16 protein-coding genes are annotated in these 14,167 nt (G+C 63.2%); 5 read left to right on the forward strand and 11 right to left on the reverse strand.

Annotated features, from left to right (window positions below; all coding sequences use genetic code 11):
* Nucleotide 1: 1 nt before the first annotated feature.
* The 5 genes from FNV92_RS10365 to xoxF5 all read right to left on the reverse strand — a co-directional run bounded on the left by FNV92_RS10365 (nucleotide 2) and on the right by xoxF5 (nucleotide 5,265).
* Nucleotides 2-454, reverse strand: coding sequence for a (2Fe-2S)-binding protein (locus tag FNV92_RS10365; RefSeq protein WP_015684621.1), 453 nt, complete (start codon nucleotides 452-454; stop codon nucleotides 2-4).
* 633 nt (nucleotides 455-1,087) lie between these two features.
* Nucleotides 1,088-1,651: an S-(hydroxymethyl)glutathione synthase gene (gfa, locus tag FNV92_RS10370; protein ID WP_015684622.1), complete on the reverse strand. Its 564-nt coding sequence runs from the start codon at nucleotides 1,649-1,651 to the stop codon at nucleotides 1,088-1,090.
* 33 nt (nucleotides 1,652-1,684) lie between these two features.
* Nucleotides 1,685-2,794, reverse strand: coding sequence for an S-(hydroxymethyl)glutathione dehydrogenase/class III alcohol dehydrogenase (locus tag FNV92_RS10375; RefSeq protein WP_015684623.1), 1,110 nt, complete (start codon nucleotides 2,792-2,794; stop codon nucleotides 1,685-1,687).
* Nucleotides 2,795-2,854: 60 nt separating this feature from the next.
* A complete protein-coding gene (locus FNV92_RS10380; protein WP_041748155.1) occupies nucleotides 2,855-3,346 on the reverse strand; it encodes a c-type cytochrome, methanol metabolism-related in 492 nt (163 codons plus the stop codon).
* Between the two features lie 110 nt (nucleotides 3,347-3,456).
* Entirely contained in the window at nucleotides 3,457-5,265 is a 1,809-nt protein-coding gene (gene xoxF5 / locus FNV92_RS10385; RefSeq protein WP_015684625.1) for a lanthanide-dependent methanol dehydrogenase XoxF5, read from the reverse strand.
* A gap of 513 nt (nucleotides 5,266-5,778) precedes the next feature.
* Between xoxF5 and FNV92_RS10390 the strand changes: the two genes are divergently transcribed.
* Nucleotides 5,779-6,747, forward strand: a complete 969-nt coding sequence (locus FNV92_RS10390; protein WP_015684626.1) for a helix-turn-helix domain-containing protein — start codon at nucleotides 5,779-5,781, stop codon at nucleotides 6,745-6,747.
* Between the two features lie 39 nt (nucleotides 6,748-6,786).
* Here FNV92_RS10390 and FNV92_RS10395 read toward each other — a convergent pair whose 3' ends face one another.
* The 5 genes from FNV92_RS10395 to FNV92_RS10415 all read right to left on the reverse strand — a co-directional run bounded on the left by FNV92_RS10395 (nucleotide 6,787) and on the right by FNV92_RS10415 (nucleotide 11,535).
* Complete coding sequence (locus FNV92_RS10395; protein WP_143841066.1) at nucleotides 6,787-7,212, reverse strand: hypothetical protein; 426 nt, start codon at nucleotides 7,210-7,212, stop codon at nucleotides 6,787-6,789.
* Between the two features lie 144 nt (nucleotides 7,213-7,356).
* The gene (locus FNV92_RS10400; RefSeq protein ID WP_143841065.1) at nucleotides 7,357-8,358 is read right to left on the reverse strand and encodes a Bug family tripartite tricarboxylate transporter substrate binding protein; all 1,002 of its coding nucleotides are present in this window, start codon (nucleotides 8,356-8,358) and stop codon (nucleotides 7,357-7,359) included.
* A 219-nt stretch (nucleotides 8,359-8,577) separates the two neighbouring features.
* Nucleotides 8,578-9,507 (reverse strand): type 2 periplasmic-binding domain-containing protein, encoded by a 930-nt coding sequence (locus FNV92_RS10405; RefSeq protein WP_143841064.1) that lies wholly within the window; start codon nucleotides 9,505-9,507, stop codon nucleotides 8,578-8,580.
* Nucleotides 9,504-9,860 carry a c-type cytochrome gene (locus FNV92_RS10410; RefSeq protein ID WP_143841063.1) on the reverse strand — a complete coding sequence of 119 codons (357 nt, stop codon included), beginning with the start codon at nucleotides 9,858-9,860 and terminating at the stop codon, nucleotides 9,504-9,506. The genes FNV92_RS10405 and FNV92_RS10410 overlap by 4 nt, the downstream gene beginning before the upstream one ends.
* A 10-nt stretch (nucleotides 9,861-9,870) precedes the next feature.
* Nucleotides 9,871-11,535: a methanol/ethanol family PQQ-dependent dehydrogenase gene (locus FNV92_RS10415; protein WP_143841062.1), complete on the reverse strand. Its 1,665-nt coding sequence runs from the start codon at nucleotides 11,533-11,535 to the stop codon at nucleotides 9,871-9,873.
* 267 nt (nucleotides 11,536-11,802) lie between these two features.
* On the opposite strand from FNV92_RS10415, the gene FNV92_RS10420 reads away from it, so the two are divergent.
* From FNV92_RS10420 to FNV92_RS10435, 4 genes are all read left to right on the forward strand, one after another.
* On the forward strand, nucleotides 11,803-12,195 hold the full coding sequence (locus FNV92_RS10420) for an EF-hand domain-containing protein (protein WP_143841061.1): 393 nt from the start codon (nucleotides 11,803-11,805) through the stop codon (nucleotides 12,193-12,195).
* Between the two features lie 171 nt (nucleotides 12,196-12,366).
* The gene (pqqA, locus tag FNV92_RS10425; RefSeq protein ID WP_012029362.1) at nucleotides 12,367-12,447 is read left to right on the forward strand and encodes a pyrroloquinoline quinone precursor peptide PqqA; all 81 of its coding nucleotides are present in this window, start codon (nucleotides 12,367-12,369) and stop codon (nucleotides 12,445-12,447) included.
* A 25-nt stretch (nucleotides 12,448-12,472) separates the two neighbouring features.
* Entirely contained in the window at nucleotides 12,473-13,378 is a 906-nt protein-coding gene (locus tag FNV92_RS10430; protein WP_143841060.1) for a hypothetical protein, read from the forward strand.
* A 181-nt stretch (nucleotides 13,379-13,559) separates the two neighbouring features.
* The gene (locus FNV92_RS10435; RefSeq protein ID WP_015684634.1) at nucleotides 13,560-13,769 is read left to right on the forward strand and encodes a hypothetical protein; all 210 of its coding nucleotides are present in this window, start codon (nucleotides 13,560-13,562) and stop codon (nucleotides 13,767-13,769) included.
* Nucleotides 13,770-13,779: 10 nt separating this feature from the next.
* Here the strand turns inward: FNV92_RS10435 and FNV92_RS10440 are convergent, their stop codons facing one another.
* A complete protein-coding gene (locus FNV92_RS10440; RefSeq protein ID WP_143841059.1) occupies nucleotides 13,780-14,133 on the reverse strand; it encodes a hypothetical protein in 354 nt (117 codons plus the stop codon).
* Nucleotides 14,134-14,167: the final 34 nt, after the last annotated feature.

Genomic DNA, 14,167 nt, shown 5'->3' on the forward strand with positions numbered 1-14,167 from the left:
GTCACACTCCCGTCGATGCGAGATGGACCGCGTTCTCGATGCGCTGATAGCAGCCGCAGCGGCAGATATTGCCGGCCATCGCCTCGCGGATCTGGTCGTGCGACGGCTTGGGGTTCTCCATCAGCAGCGAGGCAGCCTGCATGATCTGGCCGGCCTGGCAGAAGCCGCATTGGGGGACGTTGACCTGCCGCCAGGCCTTCTGGACGGGATGATCGCCGTTCGGATGCAGGCCCTCGATCGTGGTTACCTCGCGCCCGGCGACGTCGTTGATCGACGTGACGCAGGAGCGCACGGCTTCCTTGTCGACGATGACCGTGCAGGCGCCGCACAGGGCCTGGCCGCAGCCATATTTGGTACCGGTCAGGCCGGCCTCGTCACGCAGGAACCAGAGTAGCGGGAGATCCGGGTCGCCGTCCCAGCTCTGTTCCTGGCCGTTGATCTTCACCTTGATCATGATCGTCCCTCGCTCTTCATAAGCTTGTTGATTCTGACATTGCCGACGTCCGTCGGCGCAATGTTGCGTCGTCGCCGCATTCGGGCCGGTTGTCCCGCGCGGGCAGATCCCGGCAGGAGGCAGGAATGCGAATCGTGATGTCCGGATGTGCTCGATACCTCTCCCGTGTTGTTCTTGTTTGATTGAACTTCGCGCGGCATCGTGACGGCGCGACCGTAACAGAGATCGCACAGGCCTAGCATTCACAGCCGAGTGTTCTTAACGGGAAAAGACTGCAACGCAGGTTTGTCAAAAGCAGGGCGCGCCGTCACGTCGCGCGCCGGTGGGTTGCGCTGTGCGTTTGCGAAAGGAGCGCACTTAAAAAAGCTTCGTCCGGCAGGATGACCGCGCGGACGAAGCAGGATGCCTCAGTCGAGGGAGGGAGAAGCGCAGGGGCGCGGACTTCAAGCAGGAAGCGGGCGGCACTGCGCAGTCATTCAGAGACCAGGACTGAGGAGCTCATGGCCCTCATACGCAGAGAGGCGGCGGCATCGCCGCGGTCGCCCCGAGACTGGCCCCATCCGGCTCGCTGGGGGGCCAGCGAGTGGACGGGGCAAGGACTGTGGTCCGGCGGCCTTGTTCAGGCCGCCTTGGTTACGCGGCTTTGGCTTTCGCCACGTGGGTTGCGATCGCGTCCATCAGGGCCGGCGACAGGCAGTCATAGGGCTCGAGCCCGATCTCCTTCAGCCGTGCGCGGATGCCGGCCATCTGTTCCGGCTTCACGCCCGATTCGATCACGGAGGAGACGAAGGCGGCAAATTGCGGCGCCTGCGATCCCTGTTCCTGGAACAGTTCGGGGTGGATGAAGTCGAGGCCGTAGAACGGGTGGTTCTTGTTCTCGATGCGGCCGAACATATGCGTGCCGCAGGCCTTGCAGGCGTGGCGCTGGATCACCGCGGACGCGTCGACGATCTCAAGCTTGTCGCCGTTTTCGAGCACGCTGACGTTCTGGCGCGGCACGACGGCGACGACGGAGAACGTCGCGCCCTGCGGCTTCCAGCACTTGGTGCAGCCGCAGGCGTGGTTGTGGGCGACGTCGCCCTTCACCGCGACCTTGACCTGGTGGTCCTTGCATTTGCAGGCGAGCGTGCCGCCGGCAAAATGGCCGGTGCCTTGTTTGAGGCCGTTGTCGATCGAGGGGTGGAGTGCAACAGTCATGGGTCGATCCTCCTTGGGGGTGACGCTTTCGAGCTAGTACACGACGACGGAACGAATGGATTTGCCCTCGTGCATGAGGTCAAAACCCTTGTTGATCTCTTCGAGCTTGAGCACGTGGGTGATCATCGGATCGATCTGGATCTTTCCGTTCATGTACCAGTCGACGATCTTCGGCACGTCGGTGCGGCCACGTGCGCCGCCGAAGGCCGTGCCGCGCCAGTTACGCCCGGTGACGAGCTGGAACGGACGGGTGGCGATCTCCTTGCCGGATTCGGCGACGCCGATGATGATCGAGGTGCCCCAGCCGCGATGGCAGGCTTCCAGCGCCTGGCGCATCACGGTGGTGTTGCCGGTGCAGTCGAAGGTGTAGTCGGCACCGCCGTCGGTGAGGCCGACGAGATGCTGGACGATGTCGCCGGTGATCTTCTTGGGGTTGACGAACTCGGTCATGCCGAACCGGCGGCCCCAATCCTCCTTGGAGTCGTTGATGTCGACGCCGATGATCTTGTCGGCGCCGGCCATCTTGGCGCCCTGGATCACGTTGAGGCCGATGCCGCCGAGGCCGAACACGACCACGTTGGAGCCCGGCTCGACCTTGGCCGTGTTGACCACGGCGCCGACGCCGGTGGTGACGCCGCAGCCGATGTAGCAGCTCTTGTCGAACGGCGCGTCCTCACGGATCTTGGCGACCGCGATCTCCGGCAGCACGGTGAAGTTCGAGAAGGTCGAGCAGCCCATATAGTGGTAGACCGGCTTGCCCTTGTAAGAGAAGCGGCTGGTGCCGTCGGGCATCACGCCCTTGCCTTGCGTCGCGCGGATCGCGGTGCAGAGATTGGTCTTCTGGCTCAGGCAGCTTTTACACTGCCGGCATTCCGGGGTGTAGAGCGGGATGACGTGGTCGCCCGGCTTGACCGAGGTGACGCCCGGTCCGATCTCGCGGATGATGCCTGCACCCTCATGGCCCAGGATCGACGGGAAAATTCCCTCGCTGTCGAAGCCGTCGAGCGTGTAGGCGTCGGTATGGCAGATGCCCGTCGCCTTGATCTCGACCAGCACTTCGCCGGCCTTCGGCCCTTCCAGATCGAGTTCGACGATCTCGAGCGGTTTCTTGGCTTCGAAAGCGACGGCGGCACGTGTCTTCATCGGTAACTCCTCAGATTCTCATGGGACGCCAAGAAGTAGTCTTGGCAGCCCTTGCAACGTTCATTTATGGCCCATGCAGGCGTCTTCCGCCTTGGTGTAGCTCGCAGTCTTCTCGTCCTTCTTGGCGGGACGCTGCCGGCCCCAGGCTTCGGTCGAGCGGGCGCGGAGATAGACGTAGAGATCGTCCATGTAGCAGGCGACGTTCGGGTTGTCGCCGAACGCCGGCATGACATTCTCCTGCGCGGTCGAGATGTTCTTGCGGCCGGAGGCAACCACGCCGAGAAAGTCGCCATAGCTCATGGTCTTCACCGAGTCCTTGAGCGCCGGCGCGTAGGTGGATCCCATGCCGTCGGGGCCATGGCAGACGTGGCAGTCGGAGTGATAGCGGCGGTATCCGGAATAGGTGAACCAGTCCACGCTGCCGTCGGCCGAAATCTTGTAGGTCGGGTTTCCTTCCTTATCGAGCCATTTTCCGTCGTCTTCCTTCTTCACGGCGGTCGGATCGCCCGGACCTTCCGCAACAGCAATTCCCCCCGAGGCAACGAAGATCATCGCAGCAATGACAGAGCAAATTTTACGCAAGAGTTTGTCCTCGACGGCATCCGGTGGAGACGAGCCGGCGCGTGGAGTTGATCCACGCGCCGGGACGATGCGGGCTGGGGCTAATTGGCCGGCAGCGAGAACACGGTCAGCGTACCGCCGAGAGCCGTGTAGTTGCTGAGGGCTGCGTAGCCGCCGACTGCGCCGAGACCGGCGGTCGGATCGGTCAGGCCTGCCGCCAGGCCGATGCCGGCCCAGCCGCCGACGCCCGAGAGCACTGCGACATACTGCTTGCCGCCGTTCTCATAGGTCGTGACGTTGCCGATGATGCCGGAGGGAGTCTTGAACTTGTAGAGCTCCTTGCCGGACTTGGCATCGACCGCCTTCAGATAGCCTTCGAGCGTGCCGTAGAACACCACGCCGCCGGCGGTTGCGAGCGCACCCGACCAGACCGAGAACTGCTCCTTGTTCGACCAGACGATCTTGCCGGTCTTGCCGTCCCAGGCGATGAAGTTGCCCATATGGGTCTCACCCGCCGGCGGATACATCGAGAGCGTCGCACCCACATAGGGCTGGCCCGCGGTGTAGCTCACCTTGAACGGCTCGTAGTCCATGCAGACGTGGTTGGTCGGAACATAGAACAGCTGCGTGTCCGGCGAGTAGGCTGCCGGCTGCTCGTCCTTGGTGCCGAGCGCGGCCGGGCAGATGCCCTTCACGTTGACGTCCTCACCCGCCTTGTCGGTCGAAGCTGTGTCAAGCACCTTCGGACGGCCGTAGGTCGGCGAGTTCTTGTCCATGTCGACGCCAGAGGTCCAGTTCACCTTCGGGTCGTACTTCTCGGCGACCAGCAGTTCACCGGTCGCGCGGTCCATCGTGTAGGCGAGGCCGTTGCGGTCGAAATGGGTCAGCAGCTTGCGCGGCTGGCCGTTGATCGACTGGTCCGAGAGGATCATCTCGTTCACGCCGTCATAATCCCACTCGTCATGGGGCGTCATCTGATAGACCCACTTGGCCACGCCCGTATCCGGATTACGTGCCCAGATCGTCATCGACCACTTGTTGTCGCCCGGACGTTGCTTTGGATTCCAGGTCGAGGGATTGCCCGACCCGTAATAGACGAGGTTCAGCTCGGGATCGTAGGAGATCCAGCCCCAGGTGGCGCCGCCGCCGATCTTCCACTGGTCGCCTTGCCAGGTCTTGAGGCTGGAGTCCTTCCCGATCGGCTTGCCGAGCGCGGTGGTCTTCTCGGCATCGACCAGAAGCTGGTTGTCCGGTCCTTCGGAGTATCCGCGCCAGGCCAGCTTGCCGGTCTTGATGTCGTAGGCGGACATATGGGCCTGAACGCCGAACTCACCGCCCGAGATGCCGATCAGCACCTTGTCCTTGACGACGAGCGGCGCCGAGGTGCCGGTCTCGCCCTTGCCGGGATCGCCATTCTTGGCGGTCCATGCAACCTGACCGGTCTTGGCATCGAGTGCGACCAGGGTCGTGTCGGCCTGGTGCAGGAAGATCTTGCCGTCACCATAGGCAACGCCGCGATTCACGGTGTCGCAGCACATCACGGGGATGACGTTCGGGTCCTGCTTGGGCTCATACCTCCAGACGATCTTGTTCTCGTTCGAAAGGTCAATAGCGTAGACCTTGTTCGGGAACGGCGTGTGGACGTACATCATGTTGCCGACGATCAGCGGGCCGCCTTCATGGCCGCGCAGCACGCCGGTCGAGAAGGTCCAGGCGACCTGAAGCTTGCCGACATTCTGTGCGTTGATCTGATTTAGCTTGGAATAGCGGGTGTTGGCATAGTCGCCCGCCGGCATCACCCAGTCTTTCGGGTTCTGCGACATCTTGTTCAGCTCGTCATTGGCTGACGCGCTGCCGACGGCGAGAGCCGCCGCGGAGCCAAGAAAGGTCGCCAGTAGCACCTTGCGCATAGTCATTCCTCCGTTTGATCTCGTTTATTGTTTCCGAAGCATTGCTTAATCACCGGGCTTGTTGTCCGGCGTCTGCTCGTGCAGGGCGGTCAAGATTGGGGACCAGAACCGATGCTGTGCTGTTTCCTCCTCGGGATGAGAGCTACGGGTCCGCGTGCAGGAGCGGCCCGTTCTTATTGTTCCTGCTGCAATCCGTAACGACTTCGCCATCGGGAAACTTGCCCAAGAGAGAAGCGGGTTTGCTTGACAGCGCACGGAGGCGAACATTTTGATTTTGCAGTAGCGAATTCAGCGGCTTCTGCGCGACTGCGCGACCGCACTCAACGCTCAGGTTCCCCTTGACGACGCTGCAACTAAGGCGGAGGATTAACTTTCAAGGGTGGCAAGGGAACGATGGCGCTCGTTCCAAAGATCGCCCAAATTTGAGGTAAACGTCACGCAATCAAGGGTCAGGGCTCCGCAGCGCTGGTCGCGATTCGCGTCGAATCCCGGGTAACACCAGTGGCTGGATTAATGTCCGACACAATTCACACGCTCTCGACGACAGGACTGACGCCGAAGCGGCAGATCCAGAGCTGGATCGACGGGCTGACCAGTCTGTGCGGGCATTTCGACGTCGATCCGCTGGAGGCGTCCTCGCTCGAAGGCCGCATCGACTACACTTCAGTCTCGCGTCTCAAGCTCTGCCAGATCGAGGTCAGCCAGCACCGCATCGCCCACACACTTGCGCGCGCCAAGGCCAATGAACACCCGTACATCAAGATCCACTTCCAGACCTACGGCGTGTCCTATTTCGAGCAGGAAGGGCGCCACATCGAAATCAACCCGGGCGACATCATCGCTTACGATGTCTCCTGCCCGCATTCGATCATCAGCCCCGCCTTCACCCGCCACGACGTCGTGATCGTTCCGAAGTCGCTGCTGCGCGACCGCGGGTTCCCGTCGCAGCGAATGCCGGCCTGCAAGCTGTCGGCGAAGACGGGTACGGGGCGGATCGCCCATGATTTCGTCCACGCCACCTTCGACGAGGCGGCCAAGCTCTCGGCGAACAGCGCGGTCGGCGTTGCCGATTCGCTGATCGACCTGCTGCTGCTGCCGCTGCGCGAAGCGGACACGGGGTTCGATCGTGTCGGGCCCGAGGCGATGTATGTGCGCGCGCAGTTCTTCATCCGCGAGCATCTGCGCGATCCGGATCTGTGCATCGACCAGATCTCCGCCGAGCTCGGCTGCTCCAAGCGCTATCTGCACATGCTGTTTTCCGAGCGCGGCACCACGGTGAGCGATTACATCTGGCAGGCGCGCCTGCAGAACTGCCGCCAGGAGCTCGAAGCTCACGGCGGCAAGACCATCACCGACGTCGCGTTCTCCTGGGGTTTCTCCAGCTCATCGCATTTCAGCCGCGTGTTCCGGAAATATTTCGGCGTGGTGCCATCCTCGATCCACAAGGCACAGCAGGGCGCGGCCGTCGCGAACGAGCATTAGGCGGGCAGGGCTTTCGGTCCACCCGCGCGAGAATGCCGCTCACGCGGTCGTGGAAATATAGGGAATGCTGGCCAGCAGACCGGCAAGCAGGAACGCATTTCCAAGCATGCCGGTCCAATGCAGTCGGCGTAGCCGACGCGCGGCATCGGCGTCGCCGGCATCCCCGGCGCTGAGCTGATCGTCCATCCGCTGCATGAATCGGGGGCGTCCGACGATGGTCAGAGCCGCCAGAAGGCCGACGATTGCAGCGAAGAGCAGCCGGCCGGCGAGGAGGAAAGCCGCCGTCCCGATGATCCCGGCTACGCCCATCACCAGGAAATGGGCGTTGAACATTCCGCGCAGCAGCTGGGCGACCGGCTTGATGTCGAGCTTCACCAGCAGGAAGGCTGGCGAGGCCAGCGTGAAATAGCCCATCGGAAAGAGCAGGATGATCATGGCGGCAACGGCCAGCGGATCCGGCGTCATGCGAGCTGCCTCTTTTCTCCGCGCCGGTGAAGTGTTCCGGCGGCATCGCGCAATCATAGCCTGCAATTGCGCTTCCGACACTAGGCTTTGGTCGGATGCCGTGCGGCGCAGCGGAAGATGACCCGCCGCGCCGTGCGCGAAAGTTCAGGCCGGCTCGAGGCCGAGCGACTTCGCGCTCTCGATCCAGATCGGCAGCTCGCGCTGATACAGGGCGTTGGTCTCCTTGAAGCCGACCGCCGGCTCGAGCACGAAGGTTGCCAGAACCTCCTTCACCTTCGGATCGCTGTTGGCGGCGACGCAGAGCTCGGCCAAGCGGTCGACGACCGTTTGCGGCGTCGCCTTCGGGACCGCCCAGCCGGAGAAGCCGCTCACGGTGAAGAATTTCGACGTCGCACCCTGCTCGGGGAGGGTCTTGATGGCGGGGATCGCATCGACCTTCTTCGAATGCACCGCGAACACGGTGCCGCGGTCGCTTTGCAGGACGGATTGTGCCGCCGTGTAGCTGCCCATCGCGGCGTCGAGCGTACCTTCCAGCATGCCCGTCCACATCGGAGCTTCGCCGCGGTAGTGGACCGGCTCGATATTGAGCCCGTATTGCTTGTTGAGCTCGTTGATCGTGATGTGCGGAGCGGAGCCCGCGCTGTAGGTGCCGAAATTCACCTTGCCGCTCTTGCGGGCGAAGGCGACGAAATCCTCCAGGGTCTTGACGCCGGTCTTGGGGTTCGCGATCAGCAGGAGGCCTGCGCCCGGAATGACGCTGACGAGCGTCAAATCCTTGTCCATGTCGTAGCCGGGATTCTTCATGACCACGCGGTTCATGATGTAGGTGGTCGAGATCGAGCACAGCATGGTGTGGCCGTCGGGCTCGGCGCGGGCGACCTCCGCCGTGCCGATCGCACCGGAGGCCCCGGGCTTGTTCTCGACGACGACCGTCTTGCCGATCTGCTTGGAGATGAATTCACCATAGGCGCGTGCGAGCAGATCGGTCTGTCCCCCGGCGGGATAGCTGCAAATCATGCGAATCTGCCGTGAGGGCCAAGTCCCCTGGGATGCGGCTTGCGCCGAGGCGCCGCGCGCAACGAAAGGCATCGCGAGTGCACTGGTACCGGCGGCGATGAAGTGGCGGCGATTGAAGTTTGCGGACATGATTCCCTCCTGATTTCCGCGGAAGGTACTGCATCAGGCTGGCGCTGCCATGGGCGGGAGGCGAGACACATTGGCGCATTCGAATGGCGGCGCCGTCCGCAATCGTGCGTCATCCGGACGATTGCACCTTTCGCGTCATACGCGCAGCGCTACTTCAGCGGTGCGCTGCGGAGCCGGGGCCCACACACCAGCGAATTGCGTTGCCGGCTCTGCGGAGCATCACTGCTGAATGATCTTCATCCAGACATCGCCGAGGATCACGGGCTCGCGCGGCGGCAGGTAGGTCAGGCCGGCCTGCTTGCCGAATTCGGCGATCTTGCCCTCGGCAGCGAGCGCTGTCAGCGCCTTGTTGGTGGCCTCCATCAGGGCGGTATCGCTGGCGAGCCCCACATAGCCGCGATTGGCGCCGATCGGGTAGTAGTAGCCGGAAGGTGTGATCGCGGTGTCGGGATGCGCGGCACGATGGGCGTCGAAGCGGCCGAGATCGATCAGCGTCGCGTCATGATCACCGCGGGCCAGCGCGCCGAGCAGGTCGTCGCGGCCGGGTACGAGATGGGTGATGCTGTCGATCAGTCGTCCCTTGTCGAACGTCATCAGGATGGCGTCGCCCAGCGATCCGCTCTCGATCACGAGGCGAAGGCCGGCGAGATCGCCGATGCCGCCGATCTTGCGCCCCTGCGCCTTCGGCCCGAGCACCACCGTCATCGGCGAATAGACGTAAGGTTGGCTCGGCGCGAGCAAGCCGAGCGCGATGCGGCGCCGCCGGTCGTCGCGCGTCGCGCCGGCGAAGTCCGGCAGGCGCGCCGTCTTCATGCCGGGCTTGACCAGGGAATCCGTCGTCAACGCGTAGCCGCCGACCAGAGAACAGCGCCCGTCGGACAACAGCGCATTGGCTTCGAGCTGCGGGCTCGAATCCTCGTCCAGTCTGCTTTCGAACCACTGGATTTTCAGCGGCCGCCCCATCCGCTCCGCGATCGCCTGCGCCAGCAAGACGTCGAAGCCGGAGTCCGGCCGGCCTTTTTGATGCACCGAGAGCGGTGGCCGATCCTCGTCGAGGCAGATCTTGAGCGGATCGTCGGCAGCACGGACGGCCGTCGCCGCCGCTGCGAGGATCGCGGCCATGCCCCATGCGGCGAGCCAGTGCTTCATGGCTTCCTCCGGCTCGAGATGAACGCCCAGAGATTCCCGATCTCGTCATCGCTGAGAATGTCGCCCCAGGGCGGCATCTTGTTGTTCTTGCCGTTCTTCACCGTGGTGACGAAGCGGGTCTTGTCGTCGGGGAAGGCGCGCAGGTCCGGCGTGATGGTGCCGGGGTTCATCATGTTGGGGCCGTGGCAGTGCGAGCATTTCTCGGCATAGGTCGACTTGCCGTGGTCGATCTGCGCCTGCACGGGATTGCCGGTTGAATCGTCCGCGGCACTAACGGTCGCCGCAAGCGCGACCGTCAGCACCGCGACGGTGGCGATGATCGTCACCGTCTTGAGAGAGGCCTCTTTCTGCATCGTGCCGTGGCTATTGCTTCACCGCGAAGACCCACAGCGAGCCGCCGGGCGGCACGTTGGCAAGCCGCTCGTCGCCGGAGAACAGCGAGTAGACGCCGCCATAGCCAGAGGTGACCGCGACATACTGCACGCCGTCCTGCTGCCACGTCACCGGCTGTCCCTCGATGCCGGAGCCGGTCTGGAACTGCCAGAGCTTCTTGCCGGTGTCGGCGTCGAAGGCCTCGAACTCGCCGGTCAGAGCGCCCGAGAACACGACGCCGCCCGCGGTCGACAGCACGCCCGAGAAGCGCGGGATGTCGCTCGGCGCTTCCCACTTCGACTTGCCCGTCATGGGATCAATCGCCTTGAGATGACCGCGCGGGCCGTCACCCCACTCCCAGAGATCGGTGAGGTCCATGCCGAGATACCATTCGCCCTGCTTGAAGGTGACAGGCTCGGTCTTGTACCGGCCGCCGAAGGCGAGCGTGTTGGCGTAGGCGAGACCCGTCTGCGGATTGAACGACATCGGCTCCCAGTTCTTGCCGCCGAGGATCGACGGATAGACCGTGACCTTCTTGCCCTCGCGCGCGTCCTTGCTCACGTCGGTCTCGATCGGGCGGCCCGTCTTCATGTCGATGCCGGTCGCCCAGTTCACCTTCACGTAGGGATTGGCTGCGAGCAGCTTTCCGTTGGTGCGGTCGAGCACGTAGAAGAAGCCGTTGCGGTTGGCGTCCATCAGCACCTTGGTCGGCTTGCCCTCGACATTCATGTCGGCGAGAACCATCTCGGCCACGCTGTCATAGTCGAACGGATTGTTCGGCGAGAACTGGTAGTGCCACTTGATCTTGCCGGTCTTGGGATCCATCGCCAGCACGGAGCAGGTGTAGAGGTTGTCGCCGGGACGCACCGCCGAGTTGAACGGGCCGGGATTGCCGATGCCCCAATAGACCGTGTTGAGCTCGGGGTCATAGGAACCCGTGATCCAGGTCGAGCCGCCGCCGAGCTTCCAGGTGTCGCCTTTCCAGGTGTCGCCGCCGGGCTCGTCGGGGGAGGGGATCGAATGGGTACGCCACAGATGCTTGCCCGTTGCCGGATCCCAGCCGTCGATGAAGCCGCGGGTGCCGAACTCGGCGCCGGAGATGCCGGTGATGACGACACCGTCGGCGACCAGCGGGGCCACCGTCATCGAATAACCTTCCTTGATGTCGGCGGCCTTCTGCCGCCACAGCTCCTTGCCGTTCTTGGCATCGAGCGCGATCACGTTGGCATCCAGCGTCGTGCGGAACACCTTGCCGTCGTAGAGGGCGGCGCCGCGATTGATGATGCCGCAGCAGACGATGCGCGGCGTCTCGGCGGGATACTCGACCTTGGATTTCCAGATCTGCTTGCCGGTCTTGGCGTCCACCGCCATCGTGGCGTTGTGCGACGTCACATAGATCACGCCCTGGTACACCAGCGGTTGTGATTCCTCGCTGCGATCGTCATTGAAGCTGTAGTTCCAGACCGGGACGAGGTTCTTGACGGTGTCCTTGTTGATCTGGTTCAGGGTCGAGAAGCGCTGGAGATTGTAGCCCATCCCGTAGTTGAGAACATTCGATGTATCGGTCGCACCCTTGACCAACTGCTCGGTGGTCTGGGCGTTGGCACACGTCGATGCAAGCATGACGAGGCTCGCGGCCATCGCAAAGCGTTTCATCCGTTCCTCCCAATATGCGCGCCTTTTGACGCTGCGGGTGCAACACTCCGCCCGAATGCAAAACCCGTCAATACGAAAGTCGAACGCGCGCTGCCGATTTGTTGGACGCCAGATGCCAGGGCGCACGCGGCAATCTTCGCGTGAATTTGCTCGTCTTGCGCGAATGCGCTGCATCAATTTCCATCGTGCGAAGATTGATGCGATGCACCTGCTTGCGGACTTATGTTGAGCGGGTCATGTTCGGGGCTCATGGTCAGGGAGATCAAAATGATATCGCGTCGCTCAATTGCGCTTGCGCTCACGATCGCGGTGCTGTCCGGTCCGGCCTGGTCGGCCTCCGGCGGTGCGGTGAAGATGTTCGATACCGACAATGACGGCACGCTCGATCTTGCCGAGGTCAAGAAGGCAGCGGCCGCGTTGTTCGCCAGGCTCGATCCCGATCACGACGGAACGCTGGACGCACGCGAGTTGCGCGGACGGTTAACGGCGAAAGAACTCGCCGCCGCGGATCCCGATCGCGACGGCACACTCACGCTCGACGAATACCTGTCCGTTGTGGAGCAGCGCTTCAACGCGGCGAATCCCGACAAGGACGGAACGCTGGATGCGAAGGAGCTGAACTCGCGCGCCGGCCGCGCGCTTCTGCGATTGTTGCGCTGAGAGCAACCGCGCTTGACTGGGAGCGAAGGCGGTTTGCCCGAGAGGGAAATTCGCAAGCGCATTGCGACAGTTCGCTGTATCAGCGGTTCGATTCCAACTTGCGCTGCACGTGAGGCAGCCCTAGGTTTCGCCCGGCGCGATTGTCGCGCCCAATATCCTTGGGAGACCCGAATGGCCTGGAAAGCTCCGAAGATCGTGGAAGTGCCGGTCGGCATGGAAATCAACATGTACGCCTGCGCTGCGCGCAAGTAAGACTGACGAACCTGCCGCGGCTTCGGTGGCGAACGCCATTGAAGCCGTGGTAGTGTTCATGATGCGCGTTGGAGCCCACACAATCTGGACGGCGGTAGCATGCACGCTCGCGCTTGCACCGGCATGTGTCCGCGCCGAAGAGGGCTTCGATACCGAGCACATCTTCGGCTTCATGATCGGCACCGATGTCGGAAATCCCGGCGAGCGCGAATTCCAGACTGAGACGACAGGGCGATTCGGCAAGGGGAGCGGCACCTATCGCGCCCTCGCGCAGGAGGTCGAAATCGAGGTCGTCCCGCTGCCGAACTTCCGCATCGAGCTTGGCGGCACGGCCACGCTGCACGACATCACCGGCGTCCCTGATATCGGCGATCGCCGCCAGTTCAATTTCCAGGGCGCCTCGCTCGATTTGCGCTATCGCCTGCTCGACCGCGAGCGTGCGCCGTTCGGTTTGACCGTCGCCGCCGACCTCCATGGCGATCGCATCGACGAAACATCTGGCGGAAAAGGGCGGATGTACGGCACCGATTTCACTCTCGCCTTCGACCGCGAACTGATCCCGAATTTCGCCATCGGCGCGCTCAACCTGATCTATCAGCCGGAATGGGCGCGCTTCGAGGTCGCGGGAGTCTCCGAGAAGAGCTCGACCATCGGCGCCGCCTTCGCCGGTCTGGTGCGCGTCCGCCCCAATGTGCTGCTCGGCGGCGAGATGCGCTATTTCCGGCAATACGAGGGCATCGGTCTCGGCGAGTTCGCAGGGCAGGCGCTGTTCGTGGGGCCGACCGCTTACGTCCAGCTCTCCGACCGATCACGGCTCACCATGAGCTGGAGCATGCAGGCCTGGGGCCGCCCGGCCGGATCGGCCGGCAATCTCGACCTCGTCAATTTCGAGCGGCACCAGGCGCGGTTGATATTTGGGGTGAATTTCTAGCGCAGAAGATCGTCATGCCCGGGCTTGTCCCGGGCATCCACGTTCTTCGTTCCGTGAGCAAAGGCGTGGATGGCCGGGACAAGCCCGGCCATGACAGGCTGCGGCGTTTTTGAAACTTCCCGCTCCTCCGGACGTATCCCTTTGTGCTAAACTCCGTCCCGTCCCGCGAGAGGATCCCGGCATGAACCCGATTGACCTGGTGGTGACCGTGTGTGCGGTGCTCTCGCCTGCGACCTGCGAGGAGCAGCACCTGGTGTTCAACTTTGCGGGGTCGCCGACGCAATGCGCCATGGCAGCGCCGCCCTATATCGCGCAATGGGTCGGCGACCATCCGAAGTGGCAGGCGGTGCGCTGGCGCTGCGAATATCCGCACCCGAACGACAAGGCGTGAGGCGACTTCGCTACTTCGTGCAGTCCTTCAGATCCTTGTCGGAGATCGAGAACACCGCGTCCGCCCTGATCTCGATGTCGCGAACGACGCACTGCCGTGAATTGGGATAGCTGACCCTGGCGTCGTAGCGGCCGGGCTCGACGCCGGTGATGCGCAGCCGCTCGTCGTGGTCGACCTCCTTGTCCTTGTCGTTCAGGCACTGGTTCGGACCCCAGTCGGTCTTGCCGGCGGGAGAGAGCTGGAAGCCGGAGATCGTCTCCGTCGTCAGGTTCCAGAGCCGGATGCCCTTGCCCTTGGCCTGCGCGAGCGCCGCGCCCGGCATCGCAACCAACAGGATGCCGACCGCAATCAGCGTACGCCGCATGGTGAACCTCCCTCGACAATCCCTTTGATCCAGT

The sequence above is a fragment of the Bradyrhizobium cosmicum genome (assembly GCF_007290395.2).
Taxonomy (GTDB): domain Bacteria; phylum Pseudomonadota; class Alphaproteobacteria; order Rhizobiales; family Xanthobacteraceae; genus Bradyrhizobium; species Bradyrhizobium cosmicum.

What these genes read in the sequence shown, in the direction of transcription:
- FNV92_RS10415 (WP_143841062.1), bottom strand. Translation starts at nt 11,535, where the DNA reads ATGAAACGCTTTGCGATGGCCGCGAGCCTCGTCATGCTTGCATCGACG.
- FNV92_RS10440 (WP_143841059.1), bottom strand. Translation starts at nt 14,133, where the DNA reads ATGCGGCGTACGCTGATTGCGGTCGGCATCCTGTTGGTTGCGATGCCG.
- FNV92_RS10410 (WP_143841063.1), bottom strand. Translation starts at nt 9,860, where the DNA reads ATGCAGAAAGAGGCCTCTCTCAAGACGGTGACGATCATCGCCACCGTC.
- FNV92_RS10420 (WP_143841061.1), top strand. Translation starts at nt 11,803, where the DNA reads ATGATATCGCGTCGCTCAATTGCGCTTGCGCTCACGATCGCGGTGCTG.
- pqqA (WP_012029362.1), top strand. Translation starts at nt 12,367, where the DNA reads ATGGCCTGGAAAGCTCCGAAGATCGTGGAAGTGCCGGTCGGCATGGAA.
- FNV92_RS10395 (WP_143841066.1), bottom strand. Translation starts at nt 7,212, where the DNA reads ATGACGCCGGATCCGCTGGCCGTTGCCGCCATGATCATCCTGCTCTTT.
- FNV92_RS10365 (WP_015684621.1), bottom strand. Translation starts at nt 454, where the DNA reads ATGATCAAGGTGAAGATCAACGGCCAGGAACAGAGCTGGGACGGCGAC.
- FNV92_RS10375 (WP_015684623.1), bottom strand. Translation starts at nt 2,794, where the DNA reads ATGAAGACACGTGCCGCCGTCGCTTTCGAAGCCAAGAAACCGCTCGAG.
- FNV92_RS10390 (WP_015684626.1), top strand. Translation starts at nt 5,779, where the DNA reads ATGTCCGACACAATTCACACGCTCTCGACGACAGGACTGACGCCGAAG.
- FNV92_RS10400 (WP_143841065.1), bottom strand. Translation starts at nt 8,358, where the DNA reads ATGTCCGCAAACTTCAATCGCCGCCACTTCATCGCCGCCGGTACCAGT.
- gfa (WP_015684622.1), bottom strand. Translation starts at nt 1,651, where the DNA reads ATGACTGTTGCACTCCACCCCTCGATCGACAACGGCCTCAAACAAGGC.
- FNV92_RS10405 (WP_143841064.1), bottom strand. Translation starts at nt 9,507, where the DNA reads ATGAAGCACTGGCTCGCCGCATGGGGCATGGCCGCGATCCTCGCAGCG.
- FNV92_RS10380 (WP_041748155.1), bottom strand. Translation starts at nt 3,346, where the DNA reads ATGATCTTCGTTGCCTCGGGGGGAATTGCTGTTGCGGAAGGTCCGGGC.
- FNV92_RS10435 (WP_015684634.1), top strand. Translation starts at nt 13,560, where the DNA reads ATGAACCCGATTGACCTGGTGGTGACCGTGTGTGCGGTGCTCTCGCCT.
- xoxF5 (WP_015684625.1), bottom strand. Translation starts at nt 5,265, where the DNA reads ATGCGCAAGGTGCTACTGGCGACCTTTCTTGGCTCCGCGGCGGCTCTC.